We start from the raw sequence: 22,457 nt of genomic DNA, 5'->3' as shown, positions 1-22,457 counted from the left end.
CTCGCCACCGGTCCGGACTCGGCCGCGGCCGTGGGTGTGTCATCGCTGGTGGTGCAGCTCGTGAGGACAAGCCCGGTTGAGCTGGGTGTCCAAATCTCAGTCGATGATTTCGGCACCGGGCCCTCGTCGTTCGCCTTGCTGCCCCGGGTTGCCGTCAGCGAGGCCAAGATCGATCGTTCCCTCGTGCGGACCATGGCTGACGCGCACGCCTCCGACGCGATCGTCAGAGCCACCTCGACCTCGGTCAGCGCCTCGGCCTGCGCGTCGTCGCCGAAGGCGTAGAGACCGCGGAACAGCGGTGCTGCGGTCGCTGGTCGACGCCGCCCGAGGCCAGGCATGTGCGGGTGCGGGCCCGTGCGGCCATCAAGAACGCGTTCTTCGGATCTGGGATGGCGCCAACCCGTCGAACTGACCCTTTGACGGCGGTGTGTCCATTCCGGACGCACTGCCGCCCCTTGTCCTTAGCGGAGTTGCACCGGCAGGGTTTGACCCGATCTCACCCTGATCGGACCTTTCCCGGGTGGGCGACAGTTTCGTTTCCGGGGGATTGCCAAGTGAATCGAAGGCTGCCTAAATTCTATCGTGCACAATGCGGTTCTCGGTCTGTAGTCGCTCGCTTTATCAGGGAGGGCCATGACCAGCGTATTGTTGGTTCCTGTCCATCTCGACTTTCTGTATTGTCCGACCGACCGGGTCGTGGTGCGTTCGACGGCCGACTATTCCCGGTTGCCCTACCTCGATGAGAGTAGCGACCGCAACGGTGACGTCGCCCAGATCAGCGAGGAGATCGTAGGCCGCCCCTTCCAGGAGGAGACGGCCCTGCTCAAGGCCGGTGTCCACCTGCACTGGGCGCTGCCCGACGCTCTGACCAGGGCCCGGCCCGGACCCGCCCGAGATGCCGCCGGGCAGCCCGGCGCCGCGGTCTTCCCGGCCGTGCCGAATCGGTGGCTGATTCGCCGGCGCGCGACCGGCATTCTCCCAGAACGCGCCTGGGTGGTCGAAAGCGATTACATTCATCCGGATGGACTCGGCGAGACCCTTGGTGTCGCCGTGCCCTATCCGTCGGCGCCGGAACTGCGCCGATTTCGGCCATTCAGATATCTCGGGCGAGTGCTGCCACTATCGCTGTCAAATGTCGCGGATCCGGCGGCGGAGTATGTCGGGAAATTGACAGCGATCGGGTTCGAGTCGTCCAGCGGCGGCTACAGCGATCCGACGTTCGCCGCGCTGTACCCGAACTGCCACAGCGTCTTCGGTTTTCACGACGCGGAGGTCGGCGCTGACCCGCCGGAAGGGCTGCGCTACGACCTGACCGGCTGGTACGCGGACCCGGCGCAGGATCTCCTGCGCCTGGTCGAAGCCGAGAGCGCGGCCGCCGGCACGCCGCCGCGGCAGACGCTGGAGCAGTATGCGCGCTGGGCGTTCGTGGCTGTCGACGCCGTCGCCGAGCAGTTCCCCACGCGCACGGTCTGCTATGCCAGCGGTGAGTTGCGGGTGGCGGGCGAGACCGCCGACCCGGCCGGCCCGGCGACGGTGACGGTCGGCAACACCGCTACCGAGGCGGTGTCCGTGGCGGTGGCCCAGGCTCTGGACCCTGCGCGGCGGTTCGAGATCGAGCATGAGCTGGAGGCCGTGCTGCTCGAGCCGCGCCTGACCGGCGCGCTGCTCGACGTCGAGGCCCGCATCGCGACGGCGCGGCACGAGCGCGGCTTCGTGCCCCGGCGCGGCGAGCGACAGTGGACGGTCGGCCCGGCCGCGGCCGGCGCTCCGGCGCCCGCCGACGCGGTGCGCGGGCAGGCCACGTCCGAGGTGCCGCTCCCGGCCCGGCTCGCCGGCCTGCTCGACGAGCTCAACACCGCGCAGCGCGAGTACGACGCGGTCGCCGCCGAGTGCGACGCGGCACGCGAGCAGCTGTTCGCCGACTGGTACAAGTACCAGATCTGCTCGTACCCGCTGGATCCGGCGGCCTATCCGCCGATCGACGAGGTGCGGACGTTTCTGGAGACCAAGAGCCTGGGCCTGGTCGACGACCTCGCCGCCGCGCTGGGGCCGGGATCGGACACGCTCGCCAGCCGCCTCCGGGACGCGCTGCTGGCGGTCGAGACCGCGCTCGCCGACCTCAACGCCACGGACGCGCTCGTGGCGTCCGGCACCCGCTACGCCCTGACCCCGCTGGAGGGCCCGAGGTTCTGGCAGCCCACCGAGCCGGTCGTACACGTGATGGGCGAGGACGTCCGGGCCACCGAGCGGCACGGGCGAGACGGCCGGCTGAGCGCCGACGGCACGCTGCTCTGCCAGGCGGTCGTCGCCGAGAAGGTCGACGCGGCGCTGGCTGACCCGGCGCTGCTCACCGTGCTCATCGACACCCTCCGTTCGGTGGCGGGACCTGACGCGATCGCGTTCCGCGACGGTGACGGCCGGCCGTGGCACCCGTTCATGCTGGAGTGGGAGGTCGGGGCGTGGCCCCGCCGCCGAGGTGGAAACCTCGCCGCGGACGGCAGCTACGACGAAGACTTCCTCACCGCCGGCGGCGGCCTGCCGCGCGGCGGTCCGGACTTCGCCCTGGACGCCGGCGACCCGAGCCTGGCCGGTGCTGTCGCTGTCTACAGTGGAACGTCGCTGCTGACCACGCACGGCGGTGACCGGCTGCGCGGCGCCCTGGCCGAGTACCTGGCCCGCGAGGTGCTGCCCGCGTTCTACGCGGCGACCGGCACGCCCCAGGCCGACGACCCCGCCATCCTCGCCGACCAACTGCTCGACTGGTACCAGAGAACGCACGGCGCCAAGGGTGACCACTCCACCGCGGTCCGGGCGTTCGCCGAGGTGAGTGGCATCGACTACTTCGCACAGTCGCTCAGCGGCTTCAACGACGCGCTCCTGATGCACCGTCAGGTCAAGCAGCTCCCGATCGGCGACCCGCTCGGCTTCGACGAAGACCGCGCCCTCGCGGCGGCGGTGGCGGCGGCGGTCGGCACCCGGGTTCGCGGCGCCCCGCAGCCGCTCGACGACTTCGCGCCGATCCGTACCGGCGCGTGGCGGCTGATGCGGCTGCGGCTGGTCGACACGTTCGGGCAGGTCCGCGACGTCGACTGGAACGGCGTACTGCCGGCCCGGAGCCTCACCGTGCCGGGTAACCCGGACCTCGTCGGGCTGCCGCCGCGGATCACCCAGCCGGCCCGGATCGCGTTCCGCTGGCTGGCCGCCGACCGCGACGGCGCCACCACCACGCACCCGGCCAGCACCCCGATCTGCGGCTGGCTGCTGCCCGACCACTTCGACGCCAGCCTCACCGTCCACGACAACACGGGTGCCGCGCTGGGCAGCATCGACGGGCGCGGTGGATGGCGGCCGGCCCCCGGCGGCACCGGCGTGCCGGCGCCGGAGCGGATCGCCAACCCGTACCTGCGCGGCCTGGTCACCGACGTCATCGGTCAGGGCGCGGCCTTCCTCGACGACTTCATGAACGCGCTCGACACCGCGCTGGGCCACATCGAGCCGGAGAGCGTCGACGAGCACGCCACGCTCGCCGTGCTGGTCGGCCGCCCGATCGCGGTGGTCCGGGCCCAGCTCGACCTGCAGCTGCTCGGCCTGCCCGCGATCCACCAGGGCTGGAACCAGTTGCGCCGCGACCTGGAGCGAGTCGTCCGCGACACCGACGGCTTCACCGGGGTGAAGGTGCCGATCCGCCTCGGCGAGCTCGACCAGCTCGACGACGGCACGATCGGCTACTGGGTTGAGGGCGACCCGACGTTCCACACGCCGCTCGACCAGGCCTTCAGCCACCCCGCGATCCGTACCTGGGCGGACGGGCCGGTCGACATCCGGCACGCGATCGACGACCCGCCGCTGGTGGTACGGATGCTGGTCGATCCGCGCGCGAAGGTCCAGGTGACCTCCGGGGTACAGCCGGTCAAGGCGATCACCCTGCCGGGAGAGCACTACGCGGCGGCGCTGGCCGCGATCGAGGTGACCTTCCCGGTCGGCCCGCTGCTCACCGACCAGGCGTCGGTCAACCTGCCGCTGCCCGCCGAGCCCGGCTACACCTGGTCGTGGGTCGCCGAGTCGGCCGGCGCCTGGTCCGAGGTGTCGCTGGCACCGGCGATCAGCCGCGACGTCTTTGTCACCGCCCTCACCGCCCGGATCTGGGACCACCTCACCGACCGGCACATCGGCTGGCTGTATCCGAGCGGGGACGGGTTTCTCGCCACCGATCCCGCGTACCGGCCGGCCGCACGGCTCGATCCGGCCTTCGCGGGCATGACACCGGCGATCGAGGCGTTCCTCGCGACCGCCGTCCGCACACCGGTTGCCGGGTCGGCCGCGATCGCCGACGCCATCGCCGACCCGGCCTGGGACCGGTTGCTGGCCGCGGGCTGGCTCAAACCCTTGCCCGGCACCACGTCGCGGGCCGCGCTGACGCCGGCCGACCAGCGCGCGAGCGCCCTGCCGGCACCGCTCGTCGGCGCCGAGCCGCTCGTCGGCGCCCTACTCGATCTCGGCGCGGAACGCATCGGGCCGGCGGCGGCCGCCGGCGACAGCGCGTCACAGCAACTGCGCGACGGCTGGCTGGGCCTGCGGGCCGAGCCAGCCGCCGGCTGACGGGACACCGGAGGAGACGCCGTGCCACGAGACATCCAGCTGGCGCTGACCGTGGAGGAGACGAACGTGGTGCTAGAGGCCTTGGGGCAGCTGCCGTACGCACGGGTCCACCTGCTGATCGGCAAGGTGCAGCGGCAGGCCACCGACCAGCTGCGGTCCACTGACGACAGTGCGGAGCCGGCCCAGTGACCGGCTACGACGCGAGCCTGCTGATCCACCTGCGCCTCGACACCATGACCGGCGGCCGAGTGGCCGACAACTCGTCGCACGCCCGGCACGGCACCGTCGGCGGCAATCCGGCCGTGGTCGCGGATGACCATTTCGGCAGCAGCCTGCGCTTCGACGGCAACGACGCGGTCCGGGTGTCGGACGTGCGCCCGCGGGCCACCGGAGCCAACCCGGCGCACACCATCACCGGCTGGGTGCTCGCCGACGCCTACCCGGCGCGGCGTGCCTGGCTCCTCAACCTCGGCCAGGCCAACGCGGGCGCGCACCACTGGCTGCTCCATCCGAACGGTGGCCTACAACTCGGGGTGTGGGGCGGCACGCAGCACACCCCGACGCTGCCGCGCGGGGTGTGGACGCACGTCGCCGTGGTGTACGACGGCTCGGCGCTCGCCTGCTACCTCGACGGTGAGCCGGTCGCCGCGAGCAGGGCCGGCACCTTCCGCTTCGCCACGTACAGCCTCGCGCTGGCGGAGCCCAAGCTGGCCGAACTCGGCTACACCGGGCGCCTCGCAGGCCTGCGGATCTACGATCGCGCGCTGACCGCCGCCGAGGTCGGCGAGGTGATGGACGACGACCGTGCCGCGATGGCGGTCTTCCGGCGCACCCATCCGCTCGCCTTCAGCCTGCACGACGGCGACACCCAGCCGGTACTCGCGATCGTCGACGACGCGACGGGTGGCCGGATGAGCCTGGAGGTCACCAACACCGCCAGCCAGGACGTGGTGCTCGCCGCCGGCGGCGCCCACCTCGAGCTGAGCTTCCGTCCCGGAATCCTCGCCACCACCGGCCAGCCGCTGATCGTCGAGACACCGGCCGGCTGGAGCGCGGCGGTCGGCAAAGACCGCATCACACTGACCGGCCCGGCCGGCACATCGATCGCCGCCGACCAGACCCTCCACTTCGGACTGGTGAATATCGGTGGCGACGGCCGCGGCGGCACCCGCGGCACCCGGGTTCAGTTGCGCTACCTCAACCTCGGGTACGTCGGCGAGACCGCGCCGCTGACCGGCCGCAGCGTCCAGCACCTCAGCCTGGTCAACCGGCGCGGCCAGCAGGACATCCCACTGGAGGCGGACTTCGCCAGCTTCCACACGGTCCTCACCGAGTCGGCCGGCACCACCGGTAGCCTCGGCAGCGACGTCAAGCTGCGGATCACCAACGTCTCCGACTCGCCGATCCCGCTGACCCCGAGCGGGCAGGAGGCGCCGTCGACGCTGGTGCTCGCGTTCGAGGAGGGATCGCTTGACCTGGCGGCGCTCTCCGTCACCGCCGAAGGAGCCGACTGGAGCGTCGTCAAGCCCACCGAAGAGGGCCAGACGCCGACCTGGGAGGTCACCTCACCGACCCGCATCGCCCTCGGCGCGGGGGAGAGCGTGCTCCTCACCCTCAACAGGGTCATCGGTCGCCACCCGTCCGGACCCACGCGCCTGCTCATCCACTACCGGAACTTCCCCGGGTACTGGGACGGCCACCTCGCCCTCACCGTCGAGAAGACCGCGCTCCTCGTCCGCGATGTCACCCCCGCCACCGGTGGGGTCGACACGCGGGTCGGCATCGGCACCGCCGACCCGCTGGCCAAGCTGCACGTCGTGGGCGGCGCCATCATGCCGGCCGAAGGGATTACCGCCAGAGCGGGCATCCTGTTCCTGAAAAGCCCTCGGGGTACGACCGACGAGGGCGCGTGGATCCGCTACCGCGCCATCCCCACCGGTTCCAGCACATTGCAGATCGGCACCGGCGCCGGCGCCAAGGACCACCTGCTGCTCATGCCGTCCGGCAACGTCGGTGTCGGCGTCGACACGCCCGCCGCGGCCCTGCACGTCGTGGGCCCTGGCAACGTCAGCACCAGCACCAGCGCGCTGATGGTCGGGCCAGCGAAATCCGCCCACCTGGGCCTCGGCCACGTCGGTGGGTACGGCTGGATCCAGGGCGGCGGCTCGAGACCGCTGGTACTCAACCCGCACGGCGGCACCGTCAGGATCGGCGAGACCGACATAGACCCAGCGGCGCCGGCGCCGAGCGACCGGCTGTACGTCAACGGCAGCGCCACGGTTCTCGGGCTGACCGTCGGCACCATGTCGACGCCGTTCGCGAACATCCAGGCCGGCGGCACACCGGTGACGCTGAACGCCAGCCCGACCCCTCCGGGGATCCCCCACCCGGCGGGCTTCGAGGTGGTGACAGTCGAATTCCCGATGGCGTTTCTCACCGTACCGGTGGTGGTGGCCACGGTGGAGCTCGCCTCGAGCGGCGAGCGCGCGGTCTACTCGTGCACCGTACAGAGTGCCCGAAGAGAGTCGATGACAGTCCATGTGTTGCGGGTGGACAAGAGGATCGAACAGGTCAACGTCCAGGCCCGCATCAACTGGATCGCCTGGACTAGGAGCTGACGATGCCTTGGGACCTGACGATTCACCATATCGACGTGCACCAAGGGAATGCCACCGTCATCGACGCGCGGTACGGGGACCCGGGTCAAGCACCTGCTCTACGCCGCACCGTCTTGATCAATGGTGGCTCCGCAGAGTCCGCCCCCGTTGTGGCGACCTATCTGCAGTCGATAGGAATCAGTCGTATAGACATCGTCATCGTTACCCACTTCGACGAGTACTACTTCGGTGGAATCAGTGCCATTCTACAGAAGTTCGGCCAGCCGGAATACAGATTTCTCGACGGTGCCACGCTATACGACCAGGGCTGGCAATATCCGATGTGCGAAATGCAAACAGTGGCCGCCGTAAAGGGCGCTAAGTTGGTATCCGACAGCTCGTACACGGTCTACCGAAAAGCTATGTCGAGCATGCCGTCGACCTTCCGTCACGCCACCTCGCTTGTCAACAGCTTCGAGATCGTCAACCTGAAAACTCAGACCGGCGAGGTCCTTCTACCCGCGCCGACGACGTTGAGCATCAGCCGCGACCCAAAAACCTTCGAGCTGACCGACAAGTCTCGCGATCAAACCTTCATGCCGCCGGACCGGCTCGTCGGTGTCGAACTGATGTGGGGTAATGGGGATCTCAGCGACTGGCGGGTGGAGTCGCCGCCACGAGACGCGCCTTACGCGCCTACCTTGACCTGCGTAGCGGCAAACAAGTGGATAGCGCAGATTGGCCCTGGGCCCCGCACCAGCCGGTTCTGCTCAGATCAGGCGGGCGGCCTCCAAAACGAAGGACAACTGAAGATAATCGAAAACCAAAAAGCAAAGGGTCTTGGCCTCGTGCTCAAGTTCAACAACTTTCGCTACTTCATCGCCGGAGATCTTGAGTCGGCCCAGGAGATAGGCAGTCGCAATCTGCGCAGCGCTGATCCGGCGGTTGTACCGGGCGTGATGCAGTTCCTCAACCCTTCCGACACGGCGAGCGGACGGGTGCACGTAGTGCGGCTAGCTGACGAGATGTCACATTCATTCATGTCTGGAGAGTACGTCCGGGTGCCTCGATCGACCGCCTCGCGAAGTTTCGTGTCGAGGCTTCGACCGGCGGCGGCGATCGTGGCGCTCGGCAGTGGCAACCGTGGCTTCCTGGGCAAGGACACGATGCCAATTCTGGACGGCTTCAAGAAATTCGACGACCAGATCTCGAAGCGGAAGGAATTCCGGTTCTATTACCCGCCGACGGTGTATCGGCCGGTTCGGCGATATCTGAGCGAGCTCAGATATTCCGACAACCAGAGCTACGCGCGCGGTCCCTATGCGCACACCGCTGGCGGCCCGAGCGTGCCCGGGCACATTCGTGTCCTGGTCTCACAAGAGGAGTCCTTGCGCCCGCCCGAAGGTCGGCAGTACCGGATCGCCTTGGCGGTCACCCGAGCGGTCGCCTCAATTTTTGGTGACCAGGTCCCTCAGCAGGTCGTCACCTCGTGCGCCGACGACATGACCCTATACGGTAGCTGCGCCGTGGTCGGCAAGATCATCGGCGCTCCGTTCGCGGCGGTCGAGGAGGCCATCACGAAGGCGGCGTGGGTCTGTCCCTGGCCGCGCCCGGAAGGCACCCCGCTCGAAACGGTCCTGGCCGGGCCCGACCAGACGGCGCAGGATCTGCTGTCGGCGATGCTGGGCGAGGCGACCGTCGACGCGATGATCTCCGCGGTCCGGGACCCGGAGAACACCTACGAAGGGCGCGTCCACGACGCGATCGCGGCGCTAGGTGGTCCACATGCGATCACCGCCGCGACAGCGGCGGCGACGGCCGCCAGATTGATGAGGGGGACGAGAGGAGCCGCCGCGGATTGGTCGACGGCGCCTTGGCGGTCCTGGCGGCGTCCACCGTCGCCTTCGGGGGCGCCACCGTCGCCCAGGCCGTGACGGCTGGAGTGGCGATCGCGAGTGTCGCGGCGGGCCGCGACGAGTATTCGGCAACCACCACCGCCAGGGCCGCGTTCCGGAGCGGCATGGAGCCGGCTGTCGCCGCGATGGCGGGCGTCATGGCGTGCACCGGGCTCTTCGCATTGGTTCACAGCTCGGCGGCGTTCGCTCTCGACAACGCGCTCGAGGAGTTGCTCGTCCGTTCGGGCGTTCCGCCGAGCCCCGGGATCAAGGGACCTGTTCGTGACGCCATCAAGGTCGCGGTAAGCAGCGTCAGGGCCGCGGAGATCGCGGACGACCCCCTCTTCCGTGTCGCGTTCCACGACGAAAACGGCGAGCACATAACCATTCCGCACAGCTAGCCGGGGACGCAATGGCGACGCTTCGCGAGCTTAGTGACCGTTACACACAGGCCACCGTCGACGGCACGCTTCCGCTCACCGCGGAAAACTGCGGGGTGCCCGCCCTGGCCGCGGTGCTCGACCGGCTTCCGGCGAGGCGGGTGCTGCTCCCAGGTCCCCAGCTCGTCCTCGACACGAACTCGCTCACGGTCACCGCGACGCCCAGTGAGCTGTGGCCCATCGGCACCGGATCGGCCCGCGCCGTGACCGTGACCTGGCTGGAGCTGGTCCTCACCGCCGAGTCCGCCGCCGATCCGACCGTCGCCCTGCGGCTGAAGGGCTTCGTGACCGTGGGCGCCGCCGCGGTCAACGTAGCCGGCGGCCTCGACGAGTCCGGCCGGCTCAGCCTCACGCGTGTCGCCGAGCCTGCCAAGATCGTGTCGTTGAGCGACCTGGTCGACTTCGTCGGTGACTCCCAGTGGGGAGTCGTGCTGCCGGCGGGCACCGGCATCTTCGCCGCCGTGCCCCTTGCCGACCTGCGCGTCGTGCTCGCTGTGACGCCCACGCAGGACACCGAGGTGGTCGCCGGCGCGACGCTCGCCGAGCACGGCTGGACGCTGATCGACGACTTCGTGACGTTCTCCGGCATCGGTGTCGAGGTCAAGGCGACGACCTCGACCAGGGTTCCGAACGTCGAGATGTTCAGCGGCGCCGTTTACGGCACCGCGGAGCTGGGCGACTTCCCCGTCACCGCCCGGTTGACGCTTCGTGACGACGGTGCGGGGGAGGTAGAGCTGGTCCCGGCGGCCGGCGACGCACGGCCGGGAATCGTCGACCTGGCGCGTCTTGTCGGCGACGACGCCCTGGCCGGCGAAGTACAGGCGGGGTTCGACATGCTCAACCTCTCCGCGCTCGCGCTCGACAGAGTCACCGTCGCCTTCGATCTGACCACGCGCGCCATCCGCAACGTCGTCGTAGACACCCACATCACGGTCGACGGCGTCAGCTTCGCAGTCGGGGTGGTGCTGCCCACGTTCGCCATTTACGGCCACCTGATGCCGGGCCGCACCGTCGACCTGCGGACGCTGGTCGGCAAGAGCCTTCCCGAGACAGCGGCACAGGCGTTTCCCACAATGGAGCTCTCCCAGCTCCGTATCGCCGCGATCCCGAACATCGGCCGTTACGAGTTCGTCGCCACGCTCGACAGCGACCTGAGCATCCACATCGGACCGGTGCCGCTCGCCTTCACCTCATGCACGCTGTCGATCGCGCGGGACCCGGCCGGCGTCGCCGGGAGCATCGAGGGCTATGTCAGCGTGTTCGATGCCGACTTCCGGGTCTTCGCCGAGCACGACCCGCGCGGCGGTGGCTGGCAGTTCACCTGTGAAAGCCTGGCCGGCAGCGCCCTGACGGTGCGCGCCGTGCACGACCGACTCGTCGAGCTGTACAACGTGGACAGCACGCTGCCCGGCGCGCTCGCGAGCCTGGAGTTGGACCGCCTCAGGATCTTCGCGGACACCGCGAGCCGCGCCGCCAAGTTCGACTGCGTCACCTCCCTGCGCGTCGGCGACCAGCTTGTGGACACCACGGTCACGATCCAGATCGACCCGGTCGCGGGCGGCTGGCGCAAGAGCTTCACCGGGCGGGTCACCGTCGCCGACCTCGACTTCGAACTGCACGTCATGACGGACCCGGCGGAGACGGTCATGGCGGCCACCTATTACCACACCGGCGACTCACGCCAGATCTCCGTCCGGGATCTCGTGCTGGCCCTGTCCGAGGAGGCAGGCGAGCTCATCCCGGACGACCTCTCGATCGACCTGCGCGACGTCGTCCTTGGCGTCGTGGGCGCCGGGGAGGAGGCCGGCGCGGCGTTCGTGCTTGGGTTGGAGCTCGGAGCGAAGCTCGGGCTGTCCAGCCTTCCGCTGGTGGGTCAGCTGTTCCCGGCGGACCGCTCGCTGGGTGTCGACAGCCTCCGGATCGTGGCCGCGTCCCGCGACCTGACCACGGTCGAGACCGACGCGATCAACGCGCTGCTGCCCGCGGCGGTCCCACCGCTGCCCGTCGCCACCGCCGGCGTCACCGCGACCGCGCGTCTCAACCTCGGCGACACCGCGCCGAAAGAGCTTGCCCTGCCGGTGGCCGCTGCCCCGGCCGCCACCAGCACCCCGTCGACTGCTCCCGCGCCGGCCGTATCCACAGTGGACACGACGCGCTGGTTCGACGTGCAGAAGACGTTCGGGCCGGTGTACGTGGGGCGGATCGGGTTCGAGTACGCGGACAAGAAGGTGCTCTTCCGGCTCGACGCGTCGCTCACCGTGGCGGCCCTGACGCTGTCGCTGGACGGCCTGACGTTCGGGTCGCCGATCGACCGGTTCGAGCCGACCTTCGACCTGCGCGGCATCGGCGTCGACTACCGCAGCGGCGCGGTGGAGATCGGCGGAGCGTTGCTGCGCACCACGATCAAGCCGGCCGGCGGCGAGCCCTACGACGAGTACGACGGTGCCGCCCTGATCCGTACCGCGGACTTCGCGCTCGCGGCGCTCGGCGGCTACGTGTACCTCAACGGGCAGGCGTCGATGTTCGTCTACGCCGTGCTCGACAAGGCCCTGGGCGGGCCGCCGTTCTTCACGGTCACCGGCCTGGCCGCCGGCTTCGGCTACAACCGGCGGCTGCTGATGCCCTCGATCGACCAGGTCGCCACGTTCCCGCTGATCACGGCCGCGACCAACCCGCAGCCGGCCACCGGCGCCGCCCAGCCGCGGGATCTGCTCCGCACGCAACTCGACGGGCTGCGCACCTGGATCCCGCCGACCGCCGGCGACATGTTCCTCGCGATCGGGGTCCGGTTCTCGTCGTTCCAGATGGTCGACTCGTTCGCGCTGCTCGTGCTCGGCCTGGGCGAGCGGTTCGAGCTCGACCTGCTCGGCCTGTCGACGATGGTCGCGCCCCGCCCGGACCTCACCGAGCGGCAGGTGGCGCCGCTGGTCGAGCTGCAGCTCGCGATCCGGGCCTCGTTCGTGCCGGCCGAGGGCCTGCTCTTCGTACGCGGGCAGCTCACCTCCGCCTCGTACCTCTTCTCGCGAGACGGGCAGCTCACCGGCGGGTTCGCGTTCTACGACTGGTTCGGCGGCGAGCACGACGGCGACTTCGTGCTCACGATCGGCGGATACCACCCGGCGTTCCCGGTGCCGGCGCACTACCCGCAGGTGCCGAGGCTGGCGCTCAACTGGCAGGTCGACGCGAACCTCGGGATCAAGGCCGACGCGTACCTGGCGCTGACCCCGTCGGCGCTGATGGCCGGCGGGCACCTGCAGGTCATCTGGCAGAGCGGCGCGCTGCGGGCCGCGTTCAGCGTCGGCATCGACTTCCTCATCGCCTGGAAGCCGTACCACTACGACGCGCACGCCTACATCGACCTCAACGTGTCGTACACGTTCGTGTTCTTCGGCACCCACCAGATCACCGTCGACATCGGCGCGGACCTGCACATCTGGGGCCCCGACTTCGCCGGTACCGCGCACATCAACCTCTGGATCATCTCGTTCGACATCGCGTTCGGCGCGCAGGACCGGCCGGCGCCGCAGCCGGTCGAGTGGGCGGTGTTCCGCCGCTCGTTCCTGCCGTCGGGCGCCCTGTGCGGGGTCACCGCCGCGGCCGGGCTGGTCAGCCGCACCACCGGCACCGCCGCCGACCTCGGCGTCCTGGATCCGCAGCGCCTCGTCCTGCGGGTGGACACCGTCATCCCCTCGAACGCCGCACGGATCCGCGGCGACCTGGCCGTCACCGAGCTGTACGCCGGTGCGGACGGCACGCCCACCCCGTTCGTCACCGGCGACGCGCGCGCGGTGCCGGCCCAGCAGACCAGCCCACACCGCCGCCCGCTCGGCGGCATCGCGGTGGGGCCGATGCGGCTCGTCCCGCCCGGCCACAACGGTGTACACCTGCGCAGCGCCCTGACGGTCGAGGTGACCCGCGACGGCGGCGGCGTCGAGCATCACTTCGGGTTCACCCCGCTGCTGCGCAACCTGCCCACCGCACTCTGGGGTGAGCTCGGCGCGTCGATGGTGCCCGACCCGACCGGCGAGGCGCTCGTACGCGACCTGCTCGGCGGGTTCGAGCTACGGCCGCGACTCGACCCGATGGAGGGCGACGACCGGGCCGCCGTCGGCGGCATGGAGCTGCGCCAGTACCACCTGCCGACGCTGCCGGTCGGGACCTACCACGTCACGGTCACGCAGGACGTCACCACCGACGAGCCGACCCCGGCCGCGCGCCGGATACCGCCGGAGCGGTTCACCACCACGGTCTCGTTCACCATCGCCGGCAACCGTCCGCAACTGGATCCCGGCGAGATCTACGCCCTCTACCCGCCGGAGAACAGCGCCGGCCACTACCGCGCCGACCTGCCGCACATCGTGCTCAACCACAGCACACTGCCCTGGCAGGACACCGCCGACCCGAGCCGCGACGACCTGCCGTGGCTGGCGCTGCTGCTGTTCGACGAGACCGACGCCCCGGAGCCCCAGCTCGACGACGACAAGCTGACGGTCATCGACGTACCCGCGAGTCTTCTGCCTTCGCAGAACGCCGCGCGCCGCGACCTGGCGCTGCTCACGCACGTCCGCCGCGACGCGGACGGCGTGGAACGCGCCGTGGTCATCGCCAACCGGCTGCCGCGCCCCGACTCCACCCACGTCGCCCACCTGGTCTCGGTCCGCCACCTGTACGGCGCGGCCGGGGTGACGGCCACCGGCACGGTGCGCGTGGTGAGCCTGAAGAGCTGGCGCTTCACCGACATCGAAGCCGGCGGCGACCTCAAGGTGCTGCTGCGGCACCTCGCGGACGGCGCGGCCGCGCTCGGCGCGCCGGTCGCGCTGCCATACGTCTCCGGGACCGGCGAACGCGCCGACGCCAGGTACCAGGGACCGCTGGTTCCGGTCGCCGACGCGCGGCGCCCGGCGCTGCCGGCGCACGCCGCCGACGAACTCGTCGCCGGGGCCGACCGGGGCTTCGCGGCAGCCTGGCAGCTCGGCCGGCTCCTCGCGCTGTCGAGCAAGCCGTTCGCGGCCGCGCTGTACCGGTGGAAACGCCGCCGCGCCCAGCAGCTGCGCACCGGCGCCGACGGCACCCCGCCGCCGGTCCCGGCCGCGGTCGCCGCCTGGCTCGACGAGCTCGCGCTGCTCAATGGCGTTCCCTACAACTACCTGGTACCCGACGCCGGCGCAGCGCCGGCCGAGTCGCTGCGTTTCTTCACCGTCCACGAGGGCTGGATCGCGGCCCTCCTCGACGGCGCGCTCAGCCTCGGCCGGATCACGCCCGGCGATGTCGACCTCGACCGGACCCTGGCCAGCGAGATCGCCACCGCGGTCGTCGTCGACCAGGCCGATGTGCCGCGCCCGGCCGTCGCCCCCTGGACGGCGCACGTGCTCGTGCCGTCGGCGGGCACGATGAGCGGTTTCCTGATCCGTTCGCACGTCGTCGGTGGCTGGCCCGACCTGCGGATCACGGCCAAAGCGGTCAAGCCGGCGCGGACGGTGCTGCTGGCACCGGACACCCTGCTCTGCCTCTTCGCCGGGGACATCCGCGGCGTGACCATCACCCAGCCGATACACACCGTCCACTTCGCCACCGCCGACACCGACGCCCGGGACAGCCAGCGGGTCCTCGACGTCACCGCCGCCGCAACCGCCCGGATCGGCGCGGAAGGGGCGGCGGCCGGCCACTCCGCCTCCTTCGCCGCCGCCACGCTCGCCACGCCGACGGCGGTCGACATCCCACGCCGATGACCCAGATGCGGCCCTGGGCACGCGGATCATGCGGTCTGCGCCAGATCGAGGGGATGCGGGCCCGCACGACATAGCCACCGTCCGGCCCGGGGCCGGCGGCCACCTCGCCGCCCAGCAGCACCGCGCGTTCCCGTATTCCCCGCAGCCCGTTGTCGGTGCCTGCCGACCGACCCGGTGAACGTTCGTGGTCAGCACGTTAGCGGCGGTAGATCGTTATGGCCACGCCCCGGTCTTGGCGAACCACGGACCGTTGGAGCAGAACCCCGGTCCGTGGCTCGAAGATGAGTTCTGCCCCGCCTGGCACACGCAGCTTGACTCCTCGCAAACCGGTCAGGGTCGGCGCGTCCGTCGACAGCAGGACCAGTTTCTCGGTCTGCGCGGCCAGTCTCAGCGCCGCGCCGTGTTGGGCGGGGGAAAGCTCCGGACTCGCGAATGCCGCCGTCAACCAGCGCCACCACGGTTCATTGTCCACTGTGGATTCGCTCGCCGCGTCGATCAGCTCGCTGACCGCCTTGGGTGTGGCGGGAACATCAGCAACTGTCCAGTTCGGACTCACGTAGTCGCCGAGAGCTGGAAACGTCTTCCGCGCCTGCGCCCATAGGTCGGCCAGATCCTCGGTCGTTTTGTCGATCATCGGCCGTGCCACCGGCTGGCTTGGACCGTACCCGGTGCAGCCCGCCACGTTCATCGTGACCGAGGGCAACGTGATCTGCTCGACCCGCAGGCGGCCACCCGCGGACGTGGCAGAGCCTGTGGAGTCGGCGCGCACTTCGGCCTCTACCGCATCGATCCAGCACGGTCCAGGTGCACCGGTCACGACGATGTCGACGGTGCGCTGGCGCTGCCCTCCGAAGGCCGGGCCAGCCGGATCGGGCGAGCCGAACAGCGCATCGGGCGCGGCGAATGCGGCAGCGGGCGCGTTGCTCGCCGAGGCGGCCAACTTGGCCAGGACGGCGGCGGCGCTGGAACCGCCTGGGGCGTCCCCACGATCGGTCAGCCCGATCCGGATCGTCGTGCCGACTCCGGCCAGTACCAGTACCGAGACGGCCGAGCCTACGACCGCCAGCCAGCGCGATCGCGAAGGCGGGCGTGCCCAGGATCGCGGTTTAGTGTGGTTGGTCGTTCCCGCCCGTGTCCGGGCGTGGGCCAGCAGCTCGTCCAGGGTGCGCTGCTCGGCCTCGGTCAGGAGACTGGCGTAGTCGGGTCCGCGCTTGGTGGCCATCGGGATCAGCCCTCCTGCGGCCGGTTCGTGAAACGGTCACGTGCTCGGGCCAACCGCATTCGGGCGGTGGCGGGCCGGATGCCGAGCACACCGGCGGCCTCCGTCACGGTCAGGTCGTCGAGCACAATCAGCGCGACCACCTCCCGTTCCGCCGGTGGCAGGGCGGACAACTCCGCCAACGGGCCACCGCCGCGACGGCGGGCGTCCACCTGCTCGTCGACCCGGCCGTAGTCGTCGGGTGCCGCCGGCCGTCGTCCCCACAGCCGTCGCAGCGCCCGCGACTCGATGCCCGACCGGCGGTTGCGGCCCGCGATCAGATTGGCGGCGATCCCGTACAGCCAGGCGACCGGCTCACCGCGGGAGGGATCGAAGCCGGCGGCCGACTCCAGCGCCGCGAGGAAGGCCGCCGCCACGAGGTCAGCCGCGTCGTGGCCGTCGCCGACGACACGGGTGACGTAGCGCGTCAACCCGCGGACATGCCGGCGGTAGAACTCCTCCACAGCTTCCGGATCGCCGTCGAACGCCGCGACCAGGTCGCAGTCGTCCATCTCGGCGAGGTTCCGGCGCGGATCCACGGTCACATCCTCCACTTCGCACTCCGGCGGGAAAACGTCACATCGGCCGACCGAGGTGACGCTTCGGCGCAGTCCGTCCAAGACGGGATGTACGGGCAGCCTTCAGCGCCCGTCGACCGACCCGAACCGAGGAGGATTCTTGCCGCTCACGCGGACCATCGGGAATGTAGTGGTCTACGTAGCCCTGTTGCTCGGCGCCACCGCCGGGTGTGATACCGGCCAAGAGCCGGACCTGGCCACGGGCAGACCAGGCGGGAACGGATCGGTCGCGGCCTCAGCCCAGACCGACCTGACCAAGTACGCGCAATGCATGCGCGCCGAGGGTGTCCAGCTCGACGACCCGTCCCCGGACGGGTCGCTGCGGGTGCCTGCGGAGCTCGAGCAGTCGGCCGGCTACCGCGCCGCCTACGAGAAGTGCCGCAAGCTCCTACCCGCCGCGCCCGTGCCGGACACCCAACAGCCGGCCGCGAAGGAGAAGCTCGCGGAATTCGCGCAATGCATGCGCACCAACGGCGTGACCGCGTATCCGGATCCGAGCGGCGGCGACAACAGCGCCGCCTACCTCAAGGCGCAGGAGGATCCCGACTACAAGAAGGCGTACGAAGCGTGCACCGACATCATCGGCCGACCCTCGCCGGGCAGCGGTGGCGGATGAGCGCGCTGCGAACGGCCGCATTCAGTATCGCCGGCCTGTCGGTCCTCGGCGCGGTGGCCTTCGCCGCCGCCGGGATCGGCGGGTCCGGCCAGCCGCCCGACGACCGTGCCGGGGACCGGGCGGCACGGGCGACGACCCGGATCAAACGGGAGACACTGGTCCAGCGGGTCGAGGTGAAGGCCGAACTCGGCTACGGCGAAGCCGTGTCGCTGCCGGTGAAGGCCGCCGGCACGGTAACCTGGCTGGCCCCGACCGGCGAGACGGTCGGCCGGGGCCAGATTGTGCTCCGGGTCGATGATCAGCCGGTCGTCCTGCTGATCGGCACGATGCCGGCGTTCCGTCCGCTTGCCAAGGACACCAAAGGCCGCGACGTCGAACAGTTCGAGCACAACCTCCGCCAGCTCGGCTTCACCGGCTTCACGGTCGACGAGACGTACTCCGCCGAAACCGAGGCTGCGGTCAAGCGATGGCAGCGCCGCCTCGGCGTGACCGAGACCGGAACGATCGACCCGGCCCAGGTCGTCTTCGCGGCGGCGCCGATCCGGATCGCCGAGCACCTGGTCCGGCCCGGCGCCGCCGCCACCGGCGAGATGCTGTCCTACACCGGGGTCAACCGGATGGTTACCGCTGCGGTGAAAGTAGCCGAGTCCGGCTGGGCGAAGCCGGGCACCGCGGTGACCGTTGTGCTTCCCGATGCCAAGGAGGTCGCCGGCGTCGTTAAGGCCGTCGGTCGGAGCGCGTCGATCGACGACAGCCAGGCAGGAGCCGGACAGCGCAGCAGCGGCGGTACCGAGGGGGCCACGGTCCAGGTCACCGTGGCCATCAACGACCAGCAGGCGCTCAACGCCTTCGACAATGCCCCGGTCGCGGTCCGGTATGTGCTTCAGCAGCGGTCCGACGTGCTGACCGTGCCGACGGTCGCCCTACTCGCGCTCGCCGAGGGCGGCTACGGACTAGAGGTGCAGGACGGCGCTGGTTGGCGGATCGTGCCGGTCGAGGCGGGGTTCTTCGCCGACGGGCGAGTCGAGGTGCGCGGCGCCGGCATCGACGCCGGTATGACCATCCGGACTCCCGAATGACCGCGCGGCCGCTCGTCACCCTCGACCGGGTGACCAAGACCTACTCCGGCGGTGTCACCGCCGTCCGTGACGTCAGCCTGACAATCGGCCGAGGCGAACTCGTCGGCCTGCTCGGCCCGTCCGGCTCCGGCAAGTCGACCCTGCTCCACCTGGTGGGTACCCTGGACCGGCCGTCGTCCGGCTCGGTCGAGATCGACGGCGACGCCGTGGCCGACCTGTCCGATCGGGAACTGTCCGCGCTGCGGGCCCGGCGCATCGGGTTCGTGTTCCAGCAGTTCCACCTGCCCGCCGGCGTACCGGTGCGGGACGCCGTAGCCGACGGTCTGCTCTATTCGGGCGTACCACGCAAGGAGCGCAGGCGGCGCGCGGACGCGGCGCTGCGTCGGGTCGGCCTGGAGCACCGGCTGGATCATCGCGCGCACGAACTGTCCGGCGGCGAACGCCAGCGGGTCGCGATCGCGCGGGCGGTGGTCGGCGAACCACCGCTGCTCCTCGCCGACGAGCCGACCGGAAACCTTGACTCGGACTCGGGTGCTGGTGTGCTCGAACTCCTGCGCGAGCTGCACGCGACGGGCACCACGGTTGTGGTGATCACCCACGATCTTCAGGTGGGTGCGAGCCTGCCCCGGCAGGTACGGATGTGCGATGGCCGAGTCATAGAAGGTGCGCTGTGCTGAAACCCGCCCGGCTCAGCCCCGCCGACGTGCTCCGGGTCGGTGGCGGCGGCCTGGCCGCCCGACCTCTGCGGGTCTTCCTGTCCACCCTCGGGATCGCGATCGGCATCGCGGCAATGCTCTCCGTGGTCGGCATCTCTGTGTCCGCGGGCGCCGAACTCGACCGAACTCTTGACCAGTTGGGTCCCAACCTGTTGACGGTCACGCCGGGTACCACGTTCACCGGCCAGCCGGCGGTGCTGCCCCGCGAGGCCACCACCATGGTCGGCCGGATCGGGCCGGTGACCGGCGTATCGGCTACCGGCAAGGTATCGGCCTCGGTGTACCGCACTGACCTGGTGCCCACCGGCCAAAGCGGCGGCATCGCCGTTCTAGCGGCCGAACTCGACCTGCTCGACGTGGTCCGTGGCCGGATCGACACCGGCGACTGGCTCAACCCTGCGACGGCCGAGTATCCGGCGGTCGTCCTCGGCGACGGCGCCGCCCGGCGGCTCGACATCCGCAGAGCCGGGCTGCGCGTCTGGCTCGGTGGCGAGTGGTTCACCGTCGCCGGCATCCTCGACCCGATCCCACTCGCCGCAGAGATCGACGCGGCCGCGCTTGTCGGGTGGCCAGCGGCCGAGCACTACCTTGGCTTCGACGGCCACCCGACTACCGTCTACACCCGGGCAGTGGAGACCCGGGTGGAGGCGGTGCGCGGCGTTCTCGGGGCAAGCGTCAACCCCGCCGCACCGAACGAGGTACGGATCTCCCGCCCCTCCGAGGCGCTCGCCGCCCGCCGCGCCGCCAACGACACCCTCGGCGCGCAACTGCTCGGCGTCGGAGCCGTGGCCCTGCTGATCGGCGGCATCGGAGTGGCGAACACGATGGTCATCTCGGTGCTGGAACGCCGAGCAGAGGTGGGTCTACGCCGCTCGCTCGGCGCCACCCGGGGCCAGATCCGCCTGCAGTTCCTCATGGAATCGCTGCTGCTGTCCGGGCTCGGCGGGGCCGCCGGCACCCTGCTGGGAATCGGCATCACCGCGGCCTATGCGACGGCGCGCGGCTGGCCGACGCTGGTCCCGATCTGGGCCGCCGCCGGCAGTCTCGGCGCGACCATCGTGGTCGGGATAGGCGCCGGCCTGTATCCCGCCGTACGCGCCGCTCGCCTGTCACCCACCGAAGCCCTCACTGCCCCTTGACATCCCCGCGTCGAGCATGGTCGTCACGAAGCCCGGGGTCTTCTGGCGCCGGACCGTCCACATCCACGTACCCCGGTCGATGTCTTCCTTTCGGACGCCCGACACCTCACCGATGCGCGCGGCGGTGCACGCACCGTACTTCACGACGTCACCCCATCCGGCGAACTCCCCATAGGACCGCTTGACCAACGCGTCGGCGAGCGTGCACAGGGTCTCCCAGTCCGGCAGCGCGAGGTATCGCGGGTCATCCAGCTCGTCTTCCGCTTGCTGATACTCGCGTTGCCATCCGCTGACCCTGGCGGGGTTGCGGTCGATGATGCCATCTCTGACCGCTTGTTCCATGACCCTGACCAGGATGGCAAGGCTGTTCTTGACGGTCGATCGGCTGTGCTCGTCGGCGATCCAGTTCCTCAAGGACTTTGCCGTGGACAAGCGGCGGGTCTACGCCACGACCGTCTCGTACGGCTCGCGGCTGCTGTGGAACGCGTTTGCCAAGCGGCCGGACCTGTTCGCCGGTGGGCTGGTGACGGGTGGCTTCGCGGTGAACGCGGACCAGGCGACCGCGATCGCCGCGGCGGAGATCCCGCTGTGGGTCACGCACGGCGTACACGACCATCTGCTGAACATCAGCCTGGCCCGCACCACCCGGACACTTCTCACCAACGCGTACGCGGCGCGGGCCAAGACCCCCGAGCAGATCGGGCCGCTGCTGCGCTACACCGAGTACGAGGACGCGGCGTTCTCGCTACCCGACTACCACGCCGCCTACGGACCGACCTATGAGGACGGCTCCATACTCCGGTGGTTGCTCAGCCAGCACAAGCCGTCCATCTGAGTCAGCCATCGTGGCTGTCCGAAGTGGATTGCACGAGTGCACCCGGCGCGCGGGACACCAGTCCCGCCGCCGGGTGGTAGCGCACCGGGATCGGATCGCTCAGCGCGCCGACGAAAGCGCCGTCGACCCGGTCGAGGAAGCCGATGACCGACCAGCTGCCGTCCACATCGGTCACCAGGCGCGGCGCGTAAAGGTGTGGGTCGGCGTAGGGGCGCGCGGCGGCGACGTCCCACGCTCCGGTGACACTTGCTCCGGGCGCGACCCAGATGCGGTGCTCCGGCTGCCCGGCGTTGGTGCAGAAGAGCAGGACCGGATGGCCGTCCACGACCGCGACCTGCGGCACCTCCAGGTGCCCGAAGCCGGCTGGCGCGGACAGCGGTGCCTGGACCGTCCAATGGAGCAGGTCGCGGGAAGTGGCATGGCCCATGACGCCGCGACCCGCCGCCGGGCCGGTGTTGGCGCGGGCGGTGACGAGCATGTGCCAGCCATCGCCGGCAGGGTCGGGCAAGACCCACGGATCCCGCCATGCCTGCTCGTACCAGGCGTCCGGGTCCAGCAGCTCGTACCAGGTGGGGTCCGCCTCCACCAGCGGCTCGGTGCCGTGCCGATGCCAGGTGGTCAGGTCGTCCGAGACAGCCAGGCCGACCCGCTGCACCAGGCCACGCTCGGCACGGCCGACACCGGTGTAGAACAGGTACCACCGGCCGTCCGGTCCGTGGACGGTGCAGCCGGTCCAGACCGCCAGGTCGTCCCAGCCCGGCGAGTCGGCAGCGATGAGCGCGTCGGGCAGCAGCCGCCACGAGCGCAGGTCGGTGGAGACCGCGTGGCCGATCGAGGCGCGGTGGTGGCGGCGTTCCGGGTCGAGCAGGGCGCGGGACGCGCGCAGGAAGAACACGTGCCACGCGCCGTCGTCGTCCCGCGCGTACCAGCTGTCCCACACCCAATGGTCTGGCAGTCGAAGCATACGCGGGAAGGT

The 22,457-nt window shown here is 70.4% G+C and carries 14 protein-coding genes and 2 pseudogenes; 12 read left to right on the top strand and 4 right to left on the bottom strand.

The window, feature by feature from the left end; translation table 11 throughout:
* Positions 1-81 precede the first annotated feature (81 nt).
* The 7 genes and pseudogenes from Prum_RS50910 to Prum_RS05210 all read left to right on the top strand — a co-directional run.
* Positions 82-299 (top strand): annotated as a pseudogene (locus Prum_RS50910) (EAL domain-containing protein); the annotation flags it as partial.
* A 334-nt stretch (positions 300-633) separates the two neighbouring features.
* The gene (locus tag Prum_RS05235; protein WP_173072713.1) at positions 634-4,599 is read left to right on the top strand and encodes a hypothetical protein; all 3,966 of its coding nucleotides are present in this window, start codon (positions 634-636) and stop codon (positions 4,597-4,599) included.
* A gap of 21 nt (positions 4,600-4,620) precedes the next feature.
* Positions 4,621-4,788, top strand: coding sequence for a hypothetical protein (locus Prum_RS05230; RefSeq protein ID WP_173074434.1), 168 nt, complete (start codon positions 4,621-4,623; stop codon positions 4,786-4,788).
* Complete coding sequence (locus Prum_RS05225) at positions 4,785-7,217, top strand: LamG domain-containing protein (protein ID WP_173074432.1); 2,433 nt, start codon at positions 4,785-4,787, stop codon at positions 7,215-7,217. The genes Prum_RS05230 and Prum_RS05225 overlap by 4 nt, the downstream gene beginning before the upstream one ends.
* 2 nt (positions 7,218-7,219) lie before the next feature.
* A complete protein-coding gene (locus tag Prum_RS05220; protein WP_173074430.1) occupies positions 7,220-9,130 on the top strand; it encodes a ComEC/Rec2 family competence protein in 1,911 nt (636 codons plus the stop codon).
* On the top strand, positions 9,055-9,492 hold the full coding sequence (locus Prum_RS05215; protein ID WP_173074428.1) for a hypothetical protein: 438 nt from the start codon (positions 9,055-9,057) through the stop codon (positions 9,490-9,492). The genes Prum_RS05220 and Prum_RS05215 overlap by 76 nt, the downstream gene beginning before the upstream one ends.
* A gap of 11 nt (positions 9,493-9,503) precedes the next feature.
* A complete protein-coding gene (locus Prum_RS05210; protein WP_173074426.1) occupies positions 9,504-15,260 on the top strand; it encodes a DUF6603 domain-containing protein in 5,757 nt (1,918 codons plus the stop codon).
* 196 nt (positions 15,261-15,456) lie between these two features.
* Here Prum_RS05210 and Prum_RS05205 read toward each other — a convergent pair whose 3' ends face one another.
* Entirely contained in the window at positions 15,457-16,482 is a 1,026-nt protein-coding gene (locus Prum_RS05205) for a hypothetical protein (RefSeq protein ID WP_173074424.1), read from the bottom strand.
* Positions 16,483-16,487: 5 nt separating this feature from the next.
* Positions 16,488-17,057 carry an RNA polymerase sigma factor gene (locus Prum_RS05200; protein ID WP_218577074.1) on the bottom strand — a complete coding sequence of 190 codons (570 nt, stop codon included), beginning with the start codon at positions 17,055-17,057 and terminating at the stop codon, positions 16,488-16,490.
* Between the two features lie 169 nt (positions 17,058-17,226).
* Here Prum_RS05200 and Prum_RS05195 point away from each other — a divergent pair, with 169 nt between their 5' ends.
* From Prum_RS05195 to Prum_RS05180, 4 genes are read left to right on the top strand one after another with little or no spacing between them, the layout of a single operon-like run.
* Complete coding sequence (locus Prum_RS05195) at positions 17,227-17,712, top strand: hypothetical protein (RefSeq protein WP_173074422.1); 486 nt, start codon at positions 17,227-17,229, stop codon at positions 17,710-17,712.
* A complete protein-coding gene (locus Prum_RS05190; RefSeq protein ID WP_218577073.1) occupies positions 17,664-18,791 on the top strand; it encodes a peptidoglycan-binding protein in 1,128 nt (375 codons plus the stop codon). Before Prum_RS05195 ends, Prum_RS05190 begins: the two co-directional genes overlap by 49 nt.
* Complete coding sequence (locus Prum_RS05185; RefSeq protein WP_173074418.1) at positions 18,788-19,468, top strand: ABC transporter ATP-binding protein; 681 nt, start codon at positions 18,788-18,790, stop codon at positions 19,466-19,468. Before Prum_RS05190 ends, Prum_RS05185 begins: the two co-directional genes overlap by 4 nt.
* The gene (locus tag Prum_RS05180) at positions 19,462-20,646 is read left to right on the top strand and encodes an ABC transporter permease (RefSeq protein ID WP_218577072.1); all 1,185 of its coding nucleotides are present in this window, start codon (positions 19,462-19,464) and stop codon (positions 20,644-20,646) included. The genes Prum_RS05185 and Prum_RS05180 overlap by 7 nt, the downstream gene beginning before the upstream one ends.
* Before the next feature lie 33 nt (positions 20,647-20,679).
* Here the strand turns inward: Prum_RS05180 and Prum_RS05175 are convergent.
* A pseudogene (locus Prum_RS05175) lies at positions 20,680-21,054 on the bottom strand (site-specific integrase); the annotation flags it as partial.
* Here Prum_RS05175 and Prum_RS05170 point away from each other — a divergent pair.
* Positions 21,002-21,481 carry a hypothetical protein gene (locus Prum_RS05170; protein WP_173072711.1) on the top strand — a complete coding sequence of 160 codons (480 nt, stop codon included), beginning with the start codon at positions 21,002-21,004 and terminating at the stop codon, positions 21,479-21,481. The pseudogene Prum_RS05175 and the gene Prum_RS05170 sit on opposite strands and share 53 nt — an antisense overlap.
* 1 nt (position 21,482) lies before the next feature.
* Here the strand turns inward: Prum_RS05170 and Prum_RS05165 are convergent, their stop codons facing one another.
* Positions 21,483-22,445 (bottom strand): glycoside hydrolase family 68 protein, encoded by a 963-nt coding sequence (locus tag Prum_RS05165; RefSeq protein WP_173074414.1) that lies wholly within the window; start codon positions 22,443-22,445, stop codon positions 21,483-21,485.
* Positions 22,446-22,457: the final 12 nt, after the last annotated feature.

Source organism: Phytohabitans rumicis (assembly GCF_011764445.1).
In the GTDB taxonomy this organism is placed as follows: domain Bacteria; phylum Actinomycetota; class Actinomycetes; order Mycobacteriales; family Micromonosporaceae; genus Phytohabitans; species Phytohabitans rumicis.
Note: the sequence above shows the minus strand (reverse complement) of the source record. Positions and strands in the feature narration are given on the sequence as shown.